We start from the raw sequence: 16,953 nt of genomic DNA on the forward strand, positions 1-16,953 counted from the left end.
TTATTCGTGAAAATGGGCAAGCTTGATATTGGGTTGGGTAAGTTGCTCAAGAGCTTGCCCAAGTCCTGTGCAGCGGTGTTGTACCTTATCGTTTCTTGTAGCTATAGCAATAGCTTTTTTTGTTCCTACTAAGACAACAAGCTGCTTTCCTCTCGTAATGGCGGTATAGAGAAGATTCCTATAGAGCATCATGAAGTGGGACGTGTGTATGGGAAGGATAATACAGGGGCTTTCGCTTCCTTGGTATTTATGTACTGAGGTAGCATAAGCTAAAACGAGAGCATCAAGCTCCGAGAATGAGTACACGACGTACTTTCCTTCCATATTGACTACCACACGTTTGTTTTCAAAGTTAATCATAGAGATGTAGCCGATGTCTCCATTGAATACCTCTTTATTATAATTATTGCGGATTTGCATAACTTTATCTCCTACGGCATAGGAATGAAATCTACCGTGAAGAGTTGCTTGCTTTGGGTTTAAAGCTGATTTTAAAACCTTATTGAGATTATGAATTCCCAAAATGCCTTTTTTCATGGGGGCGAGAATTTGAATATCTTTAGGATAGATGTGGTATTTCTTCGGGATAAATTGTGTGACTAGATGAACAATATGATCCACGGCTTCTTGAGGATCTTCTTTTTGGAAAAACAGGAAATCCTTACGGCCTGATTCAGAGTGGAGTATAGGAAACTCGCCCGCGTTGACTTTATGAGCATTGGTAATAATATTAGAATCATGTACCTGACGAAAAATCTTATTTAGCTTCGTTACAGTAATCTTTCTAGAATTGATAATATCTTTGAGGATGTTTCCTGGGCCGATACTAGGTAACTGATGAACATCTCCAATGAATATAACGATAGCATGATCGGGAAGTGCTTTTAGAAAATGATACAACAGATATGTATCCATCATTCCCGATTCATCAACTATGATAAGATCGCAATCTATTGGGTTTTCATAGTTTTTTCGAAAAGATCGGGTTTTAAAATCGTACTGTAGTAGCGCATGAATAGTTACCGAGTGCTTGCCAGTAATTTCTGTCATGCGTTTAGCTGCTTTCCCTGTGGGAGCAGCTAAAATGATTTTATAGGTAACCTGCTCGAATATCTTTAGTATTGATTTAGTAATGGTACTTTTTCCAGTTCCTGGTCCTCCGGTAATGATATGGATTTTCTCTGAGAAACACGCGCGAACAGCCTCTTTTTGATTCTGCTCTAGATGAAGGTTTAGGTTATTCTCAACCCATTGAATGGCTTTATTTCCATCTATAGAGCGGATTTTTCTTGAGGAAAATAAGATCCTTTTTAGATCAGAAACCACAGTCTTTTCCGCAAGGTAAATATGCTTTGTCCATACGTGTGGGGTGGTTTCCAACTCTTGAATATGTAAGATATTTTTCTCTTGCATAAGATGCACTTGAGAAATAATCTCTTCAATTTGTATGAGTTTTTCTGGAATATCTTGATTAAGGAGTTTTTCTACAGCTTGAGCGAGACCTTGTAGAGGATAGCAAGTATGTCCATCTTCTTGAAGTTCTTCAAGGGCATGTTGTATTCCTGCAAATAATCGACTTTGCGAATTTAAAGGCACGCCTAGGCGTGTTGCAATAAGATCCGCGGTTTTAAATCCGATTCCCTCCATTTCTCTAGCTAAAAGAAAAGGATCTTCACAGATTTTCTCTATAGCGTGCTCTTTATACTTTTTAAAAATTTTTACACCGTAGTGGATAGCAATATCGTATTGCTGTAGGAATAGCAATGTTGTTCTAAGATCTTTTTGTTCACGAAGTTGTGCGCAGAGATTGTCGCAGCGGTTTTTGCTGATTCCAGGAACTTCTATTAATCTTTCGGGATGATTATCGAGGATATACGCAGTGTCATTTTGGAATTTTTCGAGGATTTTTTCGGTAATTTTTGGTCCGATACCCTTGATAAGCTTAGAGGTAAGGTAATTGATTATACCTCGATTATCTCGCATTTCTTGAGAATCACAGCTATATACTTGGAAATATTGTCCTAGATTAGGGTTTTCGGACCATTTTCCATATAAATGTAGCTGCATGCCAATCTGTAGAAAAAAATCTGGGAATTGGCCTTTTATGACAACGAGCGTACCCTTATAAGGTATTCTTATACGTGCAACGGTTTCCTTTGAATCGTGATCTTCAAAAAGTACGCCTTCTAATTTTCCGGAAATTTTCTCCATAGAATTCTTAAAATCTACTTTCGGGGGACGAGTGTCGTAGGAGAATGAACTGACGTGTTCCCACAATCACAACTTATGAGATTCGGGGGTGTGACTTTTTTCAATTTGCTTGCCTCCTAGGGCAACGCCAGCTACTCTTCTCCAATATTTTGGAGACTGAAAAACTCCCTAGTGCTTAAGCGTAATAATGCAAGACGCCTATACACTAGTGTTGCCAATGTGTCCATAAGAACACTTACGTAGTTTCTTTTCTCTCACTAAGATGTCCGCACTATGAATTTTGTTTCGTACTTTCAAACGCGAGATTTTAATTTAATCTTTATCAAGTTTTGTTGATTAAGATAGTAAGGTGAGTGTAGCTGAAGCTAAATTTTTTATTCGATGAGTATTTTTTTAGGATGAGCTTTTATTTTTAGAAGGAGAAAAGCTTCTGGGCTTTCTAAAAAAGGATGTAAGATGAGAAGAACGTGTTAATCTTTGAATGCATTCATGGGGTGAAGCTTGATTAGTCCGCAGAGGGAAGAATCTTGGATTCTTCTGTTTCTTTTTTGTTCGACTTCCTTCCGAAAAGAATTAGACAAATAAGGCTTCCTCCTAACATTAGAAAAATACCAATACCTTCTTGTAGTGTGGGCAGAGTCTTTTCATAAAGGTAGGATAAGATTAGTCCAAAAATCGGTTCAAAGATTAGCAAGGCTCCTAAAAGAGCTGGGGAGAGGTGTAGGCTGGCCTTATTCCATGCCGTAATGGCTAGTGACGAGGAGAATATTCCCATAGCGGAGCAGAGAACAATGAATAAGACTCTCTCTGTTGTGGGGGTATGAGAAATAAAGGCTCGAGCAATATGTGTAATGCCCAGACTATCGAAAATGACGATCAGAGGTAGACAAATCACTAGTGAGGCTATTCCTAACATTACACACCACAAATCTGGGGAAATGTTAGGGTTTCTTTCCAGGAAGTCATAATTGCAGATAATGTAGGCAACCCAAATGCCTGTGGAAGCTATCACACAGGAGAGACCCAGGAAATATTGTAGTGGGTTTGCGACTGTTGTTGAATGAAATTCTGAAACATTGGTTAGGACGACTCCAAGGAATATTACGGAGCTAATAGTAGAGAGTAGGGTGTAGGAGAGTTCTTTTTTCTTTATATTTGAATGAAAGAGGACAGCTATAGGAGCCAATCCGGCGATGATAATGGTTATTACGGAACCTATGTAACGAATGGCTAGGGTTACGCCAAAGTAGTAAACTATGTCTACGAGGAAGGCCCAAAGGAATCCTTGAGCCCAAACAGACCAAGAAGTATTTTTAAAGATATTTTGTCTTTTCCAAAGAACAGAAAACAGAGAAAAAATCCCGAAAATGGTATAACGGGTTAAGACGATATCAAGTTCGTGAAAAGATCCTAACAAATTTGGGATTACAAAGACTATTCCCCAATAGAGGCAGGCCAGAAGGCTGTGGAAAATTCCTAAAGGAACACTACGAGCTTGTTTTGTTTGGGAATTACTAGCAAACATATCGGCCTGAGCAAAATTAAATGGTTTTTATAGGCAGTACAAGAGATATTTTGCCATAAATAACATTTTTAATGAATTAAACACTTTATAATACTTGGGACATTCTAATCCAAGTATTAATCTTAAGTTTTTTATTTTCTATGAGAACCAAAATACTTGTTTACTCTGATGAGGGAGTTTCTCCTTATTATTTGCGCCATTTGATTCGCTGGTTAAGAAGCAGTCTTTCCTCTGAGGAAAATTTGAAAATCAGCCTTGTGGATGGAAAGTTCCTGCTTTACGATCCTTTATGGGAATTTACAGCAAGACTGCTAATTATTCCTGGGGGGGCCGATCGCCCTTATCACGGAACTTTACACGGCTTGGGAACTGCTAGGATCGATAATTATATTCGTGAGGGGGGGAATTATTTAGGGATTTGTGCTGGAGCTTATTTTGCGTGTAAGAGCTTGGGTTTTAATGAGCCCGATGGTTCTTTTTATGTTGCTGATAGGGGATTGGGTTTTTTTCCTGGACGGGCTTTAGGCCCCGCCTATGGTAAGGTTTTTTCTTATACAAGCCCGATAGGTGTTCGAGCCTCTCCTTTGCTTTTCTCTGATCTTAATGCTAAGGGATGGGCTTTATTTAATGGAGGTCCTTATTTTGAACATGCGGATGCTTACTCAGAAATTTGCATAGAAGCACGGTACGAAGACCTTCCTAATCAGCCTGCTGCGATTATTTCTCGAAGATTAGAAAAAGGGTTGGTTATTCTTTCCGGGTTACATATAGAGTATCTTCCTGAGCATTGCCATATGTCAGAGGATAATGTAGTAAAAACACGTGAAATTTTAACAGATGCTAGAGTGTTGAATCAGTATCGTACGTCTCTTTTATCACGTTTATTGAGCACAGAGATGTCTATAAATGTGTAATAAGCATAGTTGTTAAAGAAAGATAACTGAGAATAATAAGCTGAGAGGGGAAATTTCTGAACAAAACTCAGCCATAGAGCTTGCTTTCTTCTATGCCGTATGACCTAGTAAACAAAACTCCGGAGGATGGGTTCGAACCAACGACCAATGGATTAACAGTCCACTGCTCTACCGCTGAGCTACTCCGGAACATCCTTAAAGAAAACAATTTTAAGTGAAATAGCAAAAAAGTCAATAGGTTTTCTGTAAAAATATGTTCTTGAGAAGAGGCATAGGCGGGATTTATTTAACTAGTGTAATTGAAAGAGGGTAAGCGTGTTAGTTCTTTTTATTTCTAATGAAAGAAAAGCTCTCTAACAAACCCAACAATTTCATCAGTAGACTTTTTTGAAGATCTCGTAGTCTCTGGTTCGATCTCTATTAATACGGGGTAAGCAGAGTTGAAATAGGTATGAGATTGGTTAGATAAGGCTTTAACAATATCTCCAGGGACATTTACGTGATATAAACTTTCTTCTACGGCTAGGTAGAGAATTGAGGTTAGTGCTGTGGCAAGGTTGGGCAGAGATTTGTTTTTACTTACGTTGCTATGGAATTCTAAGGACGGTACGGCAAGATAGGGAATTTCTTTATTATTTGATTTTATTCCGTGAAGGCGGGTGTTTACGAATAGGCAGCGTTTAATTAATACGGGAATATCATCAAATTTTGATGAAAAGGAGGATGATGAAAAAGGCAAAGTATTTTCCTGACTTTGCGGAGTAAAGTTTTTCCATAGTAACGACCAATTAGTTTTTGATGACTGATTGTCATAGGGAAGTATGGTGAAGTTTGCTCCATGAACCAGAAGATCCGAGATCTCTATTTTCTTAGATAGAAGCATGGAAACAAGAGAAAAACGTAGGTTTATATATTCGATTTCCAAGGCGTAGGGGAAGCGTTCCGATGGCATGGGATTGTGAATACATAGGTGACGAATTTTTATTCCTGAAGTTCTAGGAGAAACTCGTCCTACAGTCACTTGAGTATGTAATTTTTTAGATAACCAATGCTCAACAATGCTTTCTTTACGAATCCAAAAGTAAGCGGTAATGCAAAAAGCTAATAAAAATAAATTCTTTAAAAGTTTAATCATGCATGATGAGACTGTTTATCTTAGTTTATAACATAGATGAAGAAAGAAATATTAGAAAATAGAAAAGGTCTCCTTTCTTTTTTGAGATAGATGAAAGGAGACCTTATAACGATAGAGAGAAAGTTCTCTAAATTAGGGATTAATAATCCATACCTGCGCCTGGCATTGCTGGAGCAGAAGAGGATTTGTCTTCAGGAATGTCAGCAATTAAAGCTTCAGTTGTTAATAGAAGTCCAGCTACAGAAGCTGCGCTTTCTAAAGCACAACGTGTGACTTTAGTTGGATCGAGAATTCCTGCTTCGATCATGTCGGTGTAAGCATCGCGTAAAGCGTCGTAGCCTTCGTTAGAAGAACGTGCAAGCACTTGTTGACAGATGATAGCACCTTCTTTACCAGCATTTGCTGCGATTTGCTTTAATGGAGCAGACAATGCTTTAAGAACAATACGAGCTCCAATTTGCTCATCTTCGTTTGTGAGAATAGGAATGAAAGCTTCTAAAGTAGGGATACAACGAACTAAAGCTGTACCACCACCAGGTAGGATACCCTCTTCAACAGCAGCAAGAGTTGCGTGTTGAGCGTCGTCTACTCTGTCTTTTTTCTCTTTCATTTCGATTTCAGTAGCAGCTCCTACACGGATTACAGCAACGCCTCCAGAAAGTTTTGCTAAACGTTCTTGGAGTTTTTCTTTGTCGTAATCGGAGGTGCTATCTTCGATTTGCTTTTTAATATTTTCGCATCGAGCTTCGATGTCTTCTTTGTTTCCAAGGCCTTCAACAATCGTTGTATCTTCTTTGGAAACAATGACTTTCTTAGCTTTTCCAAGCATGGATAAAGTTGTGTTCTCAAGCTTCATCCCAAGTTCTTCGCTGATGAGTTGACCGCCAGTTAAGATAGCGATATCTTCTAACATAGCTTTCCTTCTATCTCCGAATCCAGGAGCTTTTACTGCGCAAACTCTGAATCCAGCGCGTAGCCTGTTTACTACTAAAGTAGCTAGAGCTTCACCTTCGATATCTTCAGCGATGATAAGTAGGGGACGTCCAGATTCTGCTACCTGTTGTAAAACTGGAAGGAAGTCTTTAATTCCGGAAATTTTTTTGTCGTAGATAAGAACAAGAGATTCTTCTAAAACACACTCTTGTGTTTCAGGATTTGTTGTGAAGTAGCTGGATAGGTATCCTCGGTTGAAATTCATACCTTCGACAACATCAAGAACAGTTTCGAAACCTTTAGCTTCTTCAACAGTAATAGAGCCGTTTTTGCCCACTTTTTCCATGGCTTCGGCGATAAGATTTCCGATTTCAGCGTCGTTATTAGCAGAAATAGTTGCTACTTGAGCTATTTCTTTGTGATGTTGTACGGGTTTGCTAATTTTTTTGATTTCATCGACAACAACTTTAACAGCTTTATCGATTCCTCTTTTAAGGTCCATGGGATTAGCGCCAGCTGTTACGTTTCTTAATCCCTCACTGTAGATAGCTTCAGCAAGAACAGTAGCAGTTGTGGTTCCGTCACCAGCTTTATCAGCAGTTTTGCTAGCGACTTCTTTAACCATTTGAGCTCCCATATTTTCATGTTTGTCTTCGAGCTCAATTTCTTTGGCGACAGTTACGCCATCTTTTGTAACTTGAGGAGATCCGAAGCTTTTATCAATAACCACGTGACGTCCTTTAGGACCCAGGGTTACTTTTACAGCTTCTGCGAGAGTTTTAACTCCCTTGTGGATTTTCTTTCTGGCGTCTTCGTTATATTTAATATTTTTTGCTGCCATTGTTTTTATGCTCCTTAACTTTTTGCGATCTATAAATAATTATCTATCTTAATTGAGAACAGCCATAACTTCGCTTTCTTGAACAATGACGTACTCTTCACCTTCGATGGTAAGCTCTTGTCCTGCGTATTTGTCTATTAAAACAATATCGCCAACTTTAACTTCGAAAGGTAGGATTTGACCATCTTTATCGCGCTTCCCTGTTCCTAGGGCAAGCACTTCTGCTCGGTCTTGTTTTTTCTTTGCTGTATCAGGTAAAATGATGCCGCCGTGCGATGTGGTGTCCTCTTCCTCTCTTTTCACTAAGATTCTATCTCCCAAGGGCTTAATCTTGAGGGCCGTTGCTTGATCTGACATGTTATAAGCTCCTTATGTTTTATGTTCTAAGAGACTTTGTCGTTTCTCGAAGACGATAGCAAAGTCCTCTGTTTTTGGCAATGATTTTAGCACTTAATAATATCAAGTGCTATTTTTTTTAGTTGTTTCAAATTAAAGATGATAACTCTTGAATTTTTCTTTCGATAAAACAAAAGGCCTTGTGAATGGGCTCACTTGTAGTCATATCTAACCCAGATTTTTTTAAGATTTCTAACGGGAAGTCGGAGCCCCCGCTTTTCAAGAAGCTAAGGTAAGAGCTAAGGACATTATCTTCTTTAGAAAGAATTTTTTCCGCAAAGCATAGAGCCGCTATGATACCTGTAGCATATTGATATACGTAGAAAGTGTAATAAAAATGAGGAATTCTAGCCCATTCTATACTGGATAGGGTATCGAAAGTTATGATTTCTCCGTAAAACTCTGTTTGCAAGTTTTTATAAGTTGTGGATAAAAACTCTTCTGTTAGAGGAATCCCTTGTTCTGCTGCAGAATGAGCCTCATATTCAAAAGATGCAAATAGAACCTGACGAAATAGGGTGGCAAAAATCGTGTCTAAGCATCTTGTCAGAATAGCAATTTTTTCTTCTTTTGAAGAGCTATTGTGAAGCAGAGCGTCCATAAAAAGCATTTCATTGAGCGTAGAAGCTATTTCAGCAAGGAAAATAGGATATTGTGCGTCATGGAAGGGTTGGTTATTGCGGCTGTAATAAGAGTGCATGCTATGACCACCCTCGTGGGCAATTACAGACACGTCATACAGGGTCCCTGTGTAGTTTAACAAAATATACGGATTACTGTCATAACATCCGGAGGAATATGCTCCAGAGCGTTTATTAAGATTTTCGTATTTATCTACCCAGCCATCGGTAGTTAACCCTTTTCTCAGAATATCAACATACTCCGTGCCTAGTAGAGAAAGACTGTCGCAAATAAGATTGACAGCTTCTTCATAAGAATACTTTTTCTCTTTTGTCTGATTTAAAGGAGCATATACATCGTAAAAATGAAACTCTTTTAAATTTAGAGCTTTTTGTTTTAAGGAGTAGTATTTGGTAATTAATGGAGTATGCTTTTTTACTATATCAATAAGATTTGTATAAACTGTTGTGGGAATATTATTATGGTATAATGCTGCTTCTAAACACGAGCTGTATTTTTTACTTTTAGCATAAAACCAGTGCGCTTGGATTTTGCCATTAAGTAGATTTGCAAATGTATGTCGGTAATTGTGATATCTTTCACTTTGTCCTAGGTAGGCAGTTTTTCTTAATTCTCTATCTGGAGAGCTCATGTATAAGGATGCTAAAGCATGAGATAGAGGATGAGAGTTTCCTTCAGAGTCTGTTGCCTCCCCGAAAGGAATTTCTGAATCGCTTAAAGAAGAGAAGGCTTTGCTTGCTACTTCAAGGGGAGCAGATGCTGAGGCTAAGATTTTTTCTTCTCCAGGAGTTCCTGTGTGAGTGGAAAGTCTAAAGATTTTTTCTAAATAGAATCTATAAGGAGATAAACAAGGAGCAGATAAATGCTGAGCTATGACAGACTCTGGAAGAGAAATTAAGGCGGGTTGTATCCAAGATATCTCTTCAGAAAACAATGTATATAAGTGTGTTATAGATTTAAGGTCAGCTGTTGCTTCTTGATTTGTAATTTCTTGATCATGAACAAGATGGGCATAGGTGTAAAGCTTGTCCAACTTTCTCTCAATAGAAAGCAATTTGACTAATAATGATAACAGAGACTCTGAATTCTCGATTTGATAATGGTTGGGCTCTAAATCTGGCCATGTTAAAGATCTGTCTGTTTTTAATTTAAAAGAGTCAAAATCTGCCTTCCATGCATCTCTACTTGGATATAGAGAAGTAATATCCCAACAGTCTTTAGGGGAAATTTGGTGTCTTGGGAGAACTTCTTTCTTGTCTAGGTCTACGGTCATGATAATCTTTGTATTTTTGGTCAGAAAGAAATTACTATAAAGAAAGAGCTAAGAAAAATCCAAGAAGGATCGTGAGCATTTTTATAGGTTAGAAGGGGTTGCAAGTGTCTATAAATATTGCAGGAACGGGCAGTTGTGCTTGTAAATGTTCAGCAAGAGCCTTTGGTCCTACTTTTTCTGTGGCTGTATGTCCAAAGGCTAGAAAATGGATGTGATTTTCTAAAGCTGCGGACCACGCAGGTTCATCAAAATTTCCTGTAATGAAACAATCGATTTGAGCAAGGATAGCGGCTGAAAGCTCTTTATAAGCTCCACCTGAAATTAGTGCTGCGGAGGAAACTGTTTCCTTGCCTCCAAGAGCTTTAGCTTTTATTGGTGCTTGGTAGTAGTTCGAGAGCTTATCTATCAAAGTTTCTATGGATATCGGAGAAAAAGATCCTTGGACTCCAAGATAGGGTAGAGAACTTCCAAAAGGTTGAAGATTTTTCCACTTTAAATCGTGGGCTACTTTCCAATTGTTTCCAATGCTTGTATGAGCATCTAGGGGTAGGTGGTAGGCGATTAATTGTACATCGTGCTTAATAAGATACTGCATTCGATTGTATAACATTCCTGTAATGGGGTAAGGAGAACCTTTCCAGAATAATCCGTGATGGACAATCAAGACGTTAGCATCGTTATCAATCGCTGCGTGTATTGTCGCTAAATCTGCAGATACTCCCACGGCAATTTTTTGAACAACTATCTGAGGGTTTCCTACCTGCAATCCGTTGGGACCGTAGTCAGAAAAAGATTCTGGAGACAACAGAGTGTTTAAGTGAACAAGAAGATCCGCGACTTTCATATTGCATCACAAGCATTATTTAGAATGTACCATTAATTCATAAATAAAAATTCCTTGCAATCGTTACCAGGTGAGTTAGGTAGTGGGTATAAGCAGAAGTTTGGTTTGAAAGTGCTTTGGAGCATGGCTCATATATACTGGGGTTAGCTTTGGCTTTATTTCTCTATTTTTTCTGTGTTAATTGAATCTGATTAAAATTATTTCACGACAAAACAACAATTGGATTATTTATTAATAATTTAGTAAAATGTTTGCGCTCATTTATAAAGGGAGGATATTTCTAAAGTTTCCCCGCTATTTGAGAAGACGAGTCTATAACTCTGGTTGATATTCTTAGGCGGTGGTGATGAGTTTATTGAAAACATATTCTTGTGATGTCGGTTCTTTCTGCATTCGGGGAAATAATTCTTCTTTTTTAGAAAAACGAGTATGCAAAGGGGTTTTGCTTATAGGAAAAGTTGTCTTTGCCTCTCTTTCTATAGCATTCGCTTCGGTTCTTATTTGTGGGCTGACGGAGCCAGTATTTATTGTGGGTTTAGCATTATCTCTCGCCCTGTTGGCTATAATGCTTTCCATTCAAATATATGGCTATGCAAAGTATCAGAGGTTGGGGACTGTTCATAAGCCCGCCTTGGATTTAAATTACAAAGCCAGCCCCATCCCAGGACATATTCTTTATACAATAAAGCGGTGCTATCCTGATACAGTTCTCCAAATATGTTTAAAGCAGAATTTAACTATTCAGGAGGTGCGCCTTCTTATAGATGGATTGATTCAGGGTTATGTCTTAGAAAATTATCTTCCAGATTTTCAAGAAAAGATTCGAGATGACTATGAGGGGGTTAAAGTAGATTGTCAGTCCTTTTCTATGACTCCTTTGGATAATGTTTTACTTTGTGAATGTCCTTTTTATTTTATAAAACAGTTCATTGACTTGGGTCCTAAAGAGTTTCCAGAGGCAAAAAATTTGCCTCCGGAAATTTACTGGATGTCTCGTATGGGACTATCAGAAAACTCAAGTACTGTTTTTCATCCAAGTATTTGGCTGTTATCCCGCATTGTATCAGAAGTCGAGTATCAGACTCTTCTTAATCACGCTAGAAACAATACTTGGGATCAAGCACAAGATTTAGTGGCAGATTTGAAAAGACGCATGAAAGCTTTCTTAAAAGAAGATTTAGGCCACGTAGTCTCGCAAGCAAAAGTAAATCTGAATTTGAGTATAGGATCTTGTGATTGGTTGTTTCGCTTATGTACACATGGTGTGTGCTGGGAGCAATTGAGGTTGTTTGAATTTGTGCATTTCGGATTTATCAGTTTCATATCGAATTTAGAGCAACAATCCGGGGAGAGCGGTTTTTTAGCTCAAAGCACGGCCTCTGTTTATCCTTATCTTTTTGAATCACAAGAAAACTTTGATCCTGGGGTTGCTCTACTTTCTTGGAGGGAATGGGTAGAGAATTATACAGCAGCAGGAGAAAAAGATAGACAATGTGGAGCGCGTCAGGGTATTTTAGCCATTTTAAAAAAATGTAGTAAGAATGCCGCTTTAAAAGAACGTCTTGATGAAGAGTTGTCAGCTATTTCCGCGTCATCGAATTGATTCCGGTACTCGAGATATGTGTTTAGATCTTAAGTTTTTGGAATTCTCTTAATGGATCTCCGCCTCCTTGATTGACTTAAATTCTGTGTCAGAGGATCTACCTTTTGTGTGTTGTCTTTTTGGGTTTTTAAAGCACGGTTTCCTATGGCTGCATACAGTTTTCTCTATACTCTCTTTAATAATCTCTTCGGTTCTTGTGGGGGGGTATGTTTTTATCAAAGATAGATTTGCGAACTGAGAGGGAGGTAGTTTTCCTTAGGACTTTTTGTTTTTTAGGGATTCTTTCCTTGGGGAATTTATGGGACTGTTGTTGGAGAGAATGCTGTAACTAACACGTGTCCCGTGCTTATTACATGTTATTGTTCAAGCTTCTCTTTGTTTATTAGGTACAGGCGTAAGATCAGGTGCCAGACGAGGATAGAGTCTTTCTTTATTTTTTTTGTTCGCGAAAACTGTCAGTGCAAACGCGTAGTAATTATACATCTAGCCATATTAAAAAACCCTTCTTGCAGTTTAATGAGGTCGATTGCTTTTATCCTGTTGTAATGGATACATCCATATTTGACCTTGCAGTTGCCATTGTATTAATATGCCTCAGGCTTTTAGTTTTTATACGAAAATATAGAGATTGTGTGAGCCAAAGGATGGAGAGAAGTAAAGAAATAGAGGTGTTGTGAAAGAAGATCCCTATTTAGATGTGAAAAAGCGTTTAGCTCGTGAAGCAGCAGCTTTAGTAACTTCTGGAATGCTTGTGGGACTGGGAAGTGGTTCTACATCTAGAGAATTTATTAAAGCTATTGCTGAAAGGTTGGCGAAGGAAAACTTAGATATTTGTGCGGTAGCTTCTTCGCAAGAGTCTTATTCTTTAGCGAGTAGTTTAGGAATTCCCCTGATTGATGATGAAAATTTTACTTCTGTCGATCTTGTTGTTGATGGAGCCGATGAGATAGATCCCCAACTGCGTATGATTAAAGGTGGTGGAGGCGCTATTTTTAGAGAGAAGATTCTGTTGCAATCGAGTCAACGACGTTTGATACTTGCTGATGAAAGTAAAAGTGTTAAGGTTTTAGGGAAATTTGGTCTTCCCGTAGAGATTAGTCCTTATGGTAGATCTTCTATTATAGCTGCCTTAGAAGCTATAGGATATTTGGGAAATTTAAGAAAGAATTCTCGAGGGGGATTTTTTATCACCAATAATGGAAATTATATTTACGATATTCATACACCGAATATATATCCTCATCCCGAGGAAGATCTTTTGAAGCTGTTACAAATTCATGGTATTATTGAGGTCGGGTTTGTTATAGCGAATGTTGAGGTATGGTTTGGTTATACCAATGGTCAGATTTGCAAAGAGAACACCGGCATAGTATGAGTATAGAGAAAGAGCTGCTCCAGGATACCCCTTTAGTTTTGCTTAACTTTTATAAGTTAGTAAGCTTTTGTCACTACGCAGGGATTATCCTTGGTACCGAAGAGAAAAAGTTTGCGATATACGGGCATGCCTCTATGGGCCAGGCTTTTCAAAATTCTGATCCGGCACATTTTTCTTTATCGAGACCGCTGACTCACGACCTTTTAAATTTTGTTTTTTCGGGTTTTGATATCCATGTATTGCGTGTAGTTATAAGTGACTACAAAGATAATGTTTTCTACACACGTATGTTTTTAGAACAAAAACAGGGAGATTTTCTCTATATCACCGATGTTGATGCTCGTCCTAGCGACAGCATTCCTCTAGCGCTTATACATAAAATTCCTATTCTTTGTGTGAAGTCTGTATTTGATGCTGCCGTAGCTTATGAAGAATAAAATAAAATACCACGGTATCTTATGGAAAAAATTCCCTATGCTATTTTAGAGAAAGGTTCGTTATTATTAGCCTCTCCTGATACTGATCAGGGAGTATTTGCTCGTAGTGTAATTTTACTATGCGAGCACAGCCTTAATGGTTCCTTTGGGCTAATTCTAAATAAGACATTAGGGTTGGAGCTTGCTGACGATATCTTTTCTTTTGATAAAGTAACAAATAATAACATTCGTTTTTGCATGGGAGGCCCTCTACAAGCAAATCAAATGATGTTGTTGCATTCATGTTCAGAAATTCCTGAACAGACTTTAGAAATCTGTCCTTCTGTATATTTGGGAGGGGATTTATCTTTTTTGCAAGAGATTGCTGCTAGTGATGCTGGACCAATGATCAACCTGTGTTTTGGGTATAGTGGTTGGCAAGCAGGACAGCTAGAAAGAGAATTTTTAGATGGCAATTGGTTTTTAGCTCCTGCAAGTTATGATTATGTATTCATGGATAACCCGGAAAACCTGTGGTCTAAGATCCTTAAAGATTTAGGCGGAAAATACGCGTCTTTATCAACAGTTCCAGAGAATCTTTTTCTAAATTAACTTGGGTTATTTATTTAATCCCTAGCGAGTCTTTTCCTAGGTTTTAAAATGGCTATGGCTCAGAATAATCCCGGATTTAAATAGGGGATTATTATGCCGGTTATTGATGAGTCAACAATGACATATGCTGAAGCTTGTCGCTATTTTCCTGGAGGAGTCAATTCTCCTATACGCGCTTGCCTTCCCGTGAGGATTGTTCCTCCTATTGTTTCTAGCGCCTGTCGTGATATTTTCATAGATAGTTTTGGAAATAATTTTATAGATTTCTGCGGATCTTGGGGATCGTTAATTCACGGTCATAGCCATCCGAAAATTTTAGATGCTATTTGTAATGCAGCATCTCATGGAACCTCTTATGGACTTACTTCCGAAAATGAAATTTCTCTAGCATCTACCCTGTTTTCCTGTTTGGATCTCGAGGATTATAAATTGCGATTCGTCTCTTCTGGTACAGAAGCGACAATGACTGCCGTACGTCTTGCCTGCGGGGTTACAAAATGCTCAATAATTGTTAAATTTTTAGGTTGTTATCATGGACACGCCGATGTCTTGTTAAAGGGGATTTCTGTAGATGAGAATAACCTTCAAAATGTTGCTCACATTGTGGATACCTATTTCGCCGGGCAGCCCTGCTTACCCCTAACTTTAATTTTACCTTACAACGATGTGATGATTTTTGAAGAAGTCATGCATCAGATAGGAGAACGTGTTGCTTGTGTGATTTTTGAACCTATCTGCATTAATATGGGCGTTATTCTTCCAAAACATGGATTTATTGAGAGTATTTTAGCTATGTGCCGGCGTTATTCAGCTTTATCCATTATGGATGAAGTTGTTACTGGATTTCGCATGGGAATTCGAGGTATGCGGTCTATAATGGATGTAACTGCCGATATTACTGTATATGGGAAAATCCTAGGTGGGGGGATGCCTGTTGCAGCGCTTCTAGCGCATCAAAATATTATGGATCATTTGCTTCCTTTAGGCACGGTATTTCAAGCAGGCACTCTTTCCGGGAATCCTGTTGCTATGGCTGCAGGAAAAGCCTCTATAGAGCTTTGTTGTGAACCCAATTTTTATTCTAAATTAGAAAATCTGACAGAAGGATTCTTATCTCCTATAGAAGAAATAATTCGTTCTAAAGGATTTCCTGTATCTTTAGTAAGATCTGGTTCTATGTTTTCTTTTTTCTTTAGGGATACTCCTCCTGCTAATCTTAGTGAGGTGCAACAATGCGATCAGGAAAGATTTGGGTTATTTTATCGCCAGGCGTTTTCTCTAGGAGTGTATTTGTCCCCCGCCTCTACTGAAGCGAGCTTTATTTCTTCTGTACACAGTAGAGAAAATCTAGCCTATACGCAAAATGTGCTTATTGATAGTTTGGTGAAATCTTTCGACAACGTTTAAGGTAAGGGATTTTCTCAAGGTTTTGAGGATACTGACATGGAGGCAAAAAAGCGTTCTCGTATTTTCCGCATACTTTATACATTTCCTTTGGAATTAGGTAGGTGGATGGGATTTACCTATGCGGTAATCAAAAGCTTTTCATGGAAAAAGAGCTTATTACGATCGACAAGCATGCAGGGTTACGATATCGGAGTGGCTTCTTTGCCAGTAGTTATGCTTACTGGAGCAGTTACAGGTATTGTTTTAGCCTTGCAGTCCTATTATCAATTAGGAATTCATGGCTTATCCTGCGCTATAGGATTTTTTGTTGTAAAAAGTATTTTGGTGGAGATTGGTCCAGTTCTTACTGCACTTGCTCTTTCGGGAAGAGTAGGGGGAGCAATCTCCGCCTTTTTAGGCACCATGCGCATGACAGAACAAGTGAGCGCTATGGAAACTTTAGGAGTGAATCCTTTAGAATATTTTGCTCTTCCTAGAATCATTGCGGGTATTATTGCCATGCCAGCTTTAGTCATTGCTGCGGTATGGGCTGGGATCTTTTGTGGGTATTTGCTGTGTCGTTGCGCATTTCAATTACCCGCGCATGTGTATTTACACATGGTATCGGGAAATGTATTGATATCCGATATTGTAATGGTCATTGTTAAGTCTTTAGTATTTGGATTCATTATCACATCTTTGGCTTGTTATCAGGGGTTAGGAAAGCATTGCCGTATTATGGATGTGGCAAAGGTAACCACAGCAGGAGTTGTAACTTCGTACATTTCCATTTTATTTGCAAATTGTGTGATTACAACATTTTTTCATCTTCTAGGCTACTAGGGGG

Annotated in this window: 14 protein-coding genes and 1 tRNA gene; 7 read left to right on the plus strand and 8 right to left on the minus strand. The window is 38.5% G+C overall.

The genetic code is table 11. From position 1 onward, the window contains the following. Both CF_RS01830 and CF_RS01835 read right to left on the minus strand, forming a co-directional pair. Complete coding sequence (locus CF_RS01830) at positions 1-2,211, minus strand: SF1B family DNA helicase RecD2 (RefSeq protein WP_011457913.1); 2,211 nt, start codon at positions 2,209-2,211, stop codon at positions 1-3. Positions 2,212-2,716: 505 nt separating this feature from the next. Beyond that, the gene (locus CF_RS01835) at positions 2,717-3,736 is read right to left on the minus strand and encodes a DMT family transporter (RefSeq protein WP_011457914.1); all 1,020 of its coding nucleotides are present in this window, start codon (positions 3,734-3,736) and stop codon (positions 2,717-2,719) included. 140 nt (positions 3,737-3,876) lie between these two features. On the opposite strand from CF_RS01835, the gene CF_RS01840 reads away from it, so the two are divergent. Beyond that, the gene (locus tag CF_RS01840) at positions 3,877-4,650 is read left to right on the plus strand and encodes a BPL-N domain-containing protein (protein WP_011457915.1); all 774 of its coding nucleotides are present in this window, start codon (positions 3,877-3,879) and stop codon (positions 4,648-4,650) included. 117 nt (positions 4,651-4,767) lie between these two features. On the opposite strand, the gene CF_RS01845 is transcribed toward CF_RS01840, so the two are convergent. The 6 genes from CF_RS01845 to CF_RS01870 form a co-directional block, all read right to left on the minus strand. Next, a tRNA-Asn gene (locus tag CF_RS01845) sits at positions 4,768-4,839 on the minus strand. Positions 4,840-4,984: 145 nt separating this feature from the next. Further along, positions 4,985-5,785 (minus strand): hypothetical protein, encoded by an 801-nt coding sequence (locus CF_RS01850; protein WP_011457916.1) that lies wholly within the window; start codon positions 5,783-5,785, stop codon positions 4,985-4,987. A gap of 139 nt (positions 5,786-5,924) precedes the next feature. Next, positions 5,925-7,559 carry a chaperonin GroEL gene (gene groL / locus CF_RS01855; RefSeq protein WP_011457917.1) on the minus strand — a complete coding sequence of 545 codons (1,635 nt, stop codon included), beginning with the start codon at positions 7,557-7,559 and terminating at the stop codon, positions 5,925-5,927. A 48-nt stretch (positions 7,560-7,607) separates the two neighbouring features. Continuing rightward, a complete protein-coding gene (locus tag CF_RS01860; RefSeq protein WP_011457918.1) occupies positions 7,608-7,916 on the minus strand; it encodes a co-chaperone GroES in 309 nt (102 codons plus the stop codon). Between the two features lie 127 nt (positions 7,917-8,043). Then, positions 8,044-9,870: an oligoendopeptidase F gene (gene pepF, locus CF_RS01865; RefSeq protein WP_011457919.1), complete on the minus strand. Its 1,827-nt coding sequence runs from the start codon at positions 9,868-9,870 to the stop codon at positions 8,044-8,046. Between the two features lie 88 nt (positions 9,871-9,958). Next, positions 9,959-10,714: a Nif3-like dinuclear metal center hexameric protein gene (locus tag CF_RS01870; protein ID WP_011457920.1), complete on the minus strand. Its 756-nt coding sequence runs from the start codon at positions 10,712-10,714 to the stop codon at positions 9,959-9,961. Between the two features lie 346 nt (positions 10,715-11,060). Between CF_RS01870 and CF_RS05115 the strand changes: the two genes are divergently transcribed. The 6 genes from CF_RS05115 to CF_RS01900 all read left to right on the plus strand — a co-directional run bounded on the left by CF_RS05115 (position 11,061) and on the right by CF_RS01900 (position 16,949). Beyond that, a complete protein-coding gene (locus tag CF_RS05115) occupies positions 11,061-12,317 on the plus strand; it encodes a DUF1389 domain-containing protein (RefSeq protein ID WP_011457921.1) in 1,257 nt (418 codons plus the stop codon). A 673-nt stretch (positions 12,318-12,990) separates the two neighbouring features. After that, positions 12,991-13,692, plus strand: a complete 702-nt coding sequence (rpiA, locus tag CF_RS01880; RefSeq protein WP_011457923.1) for a ribose 5-phosphate isomerase A — start codon at positions 12,991-12,993, stop codon at positions 13,690-13,692. Further along, entirely contained in the window at positions 13,689-14,129 is a 441-nt protein-coding gene (locus CF_RS01885) for a bifunctional nuclease family protein (RefSeq protein ID WP_011457924.1), read from the plus strand. Before rpiA ends, CF_RS01885 begins: the two co-directional genes overlap by 4 nt. A 21-nt stretch (positions 14,130-14,150) precedes the next feature. Continuing rightward, the gene (locus CF_RS01890; protein WP_011457925.1) at positions 14,151-14,720 is read left to right on the plus strand and encodes a YqgE/AlgH family protein; all 570 of its coding nucleotides are present in this window, start codon (positions 14,151-14,153) and stop codon (positions 14,718-14,720) included. 93 nt (positions 14,721-14,813) lie between these two features. Next, positions 14,814-16,127: an aspartate aminotransferase family protein gene (locus CF_RS01895; RefSeq protein ID WP_011457926.1), complete on the plus strand. Its 1,314-nt coding sequence runs from the start codon at positions 14,814-14,816 to the stop codon at positions 16,125-16,127. Positions 16,128-16,163: 36 nt separating this feature from the next. Then, positions 16,164-16,949: an MlaE family ABC transporter permease gene (locus CF_RS01900; RefSeq protein WP_011457927.1), complete on the plus strand. Its 786-nt coding sequence runs from the start codon at positions 16,164-16,166 to the stop codon at positions 16,947-16,949. The last annotated feature ends 4 nt before the right edge of the window (positions 16,950-16,953 follow it).

It is taken from the genome of Chlamydia felis Fe/C-56 (assembly GCF_000009945.1).
GTDB classification, from domain to species: domain Bacteria; phylum Chlamydiota; class Chlamydiia; order Chlamydiales; family Chlamydiaceae; genus Chlamydia; species Chlamydia felis.

Bases quoted from the DNA above. Each gene is read 5' to 3' on its own strand.
- CF_RS01890 (WP_011457925.1), top strand. From the start codon at position 14,151: ATGGAAAAAATTCCCTATGCTATTTTAGAGAAAGGTTCGTTATTATTA.
- CF_RS01835 (WP_011457914.1), bottom strand. From the start codon at position 3,736: ATGTTTGCTAGTAATTCCCAAACAAAACAAGCTCGTAGTGTTCCTTTA.
- CF_RS01840 (WP_011457915.1), top strand. From the start codon at position 3,877: ATGAGAACCAAAATACTTGTTTACTCTGATGAGGGAGTTTCTCCTTAT.
- CF_RS01860 (WP_011457918.1), bottom strand. From the start codon at position 7,916: ATGTCAGATCAAGCAACGGCCCTCAAGATTAAGCCCTTGGGAGATAGA.
- CF_RS01885 (WP_011457924.1), top strand. From the start codon at position 13,689: ATGAGTATAGAGAAAGAGCTGCTCCAGGATACCCCTTTAGTTTTGCTT.
- CF_RS01870 (WP_011457920.1), bottom strand. From the start codon at position 10,714: ATGAAAGTCGCGGATCTTCTTGTTCACTTAAACACTCTGTTGTCTCCA.
- pepF (WP_011457919.1), bottom strand. From the start codon at position 9,870: ATGACCGTAGACCTAGACAAGAAAGAAGTTCTCCCAAGACACCAAATT.
- CF_RS01895 (WP_011457926.1), top strand. From the start codon at position 14,814: ATGCCGGTTATTGATGAGTCAACAATGACATATGCTGAAGCTTGTCGC.
- CF_RS01900 (WP_011457927.1), top strand. From the start codon at position 16,164: ATGGAGGCAAAAAAGCGTTCTCGTATTTTCCGCATACTTTATACATTT.
- CF_RS01850 (WP_011457916.1), bottom strand. From the start codon at position 5,785: ATGATTAAACTTTTAAAGAATTTATTTTTATTAGCTTTTTGCATTACC.
- CF_RS01830 (WP_011457913.1), bottom strand. From the start codon at position 2,211: ATGGAGAAAATTTCCGGAAAATTAGAAGGCGTACTTTTTGAAGATCAC.
- CF_RS05115 (WP_011457921.1), top strand. From the start codon at position 11,061: ATGAGTTTATTGAAAACATATTCTTGTGATGTCGGTTCTTTCTGCATT.
- groL (WP_011457917.1), bottom strand. From the start codon at position 7,559: ATGGCAGCAAAAAATATTAAATATAACGAAGACGCCAGAAAGAAAATC.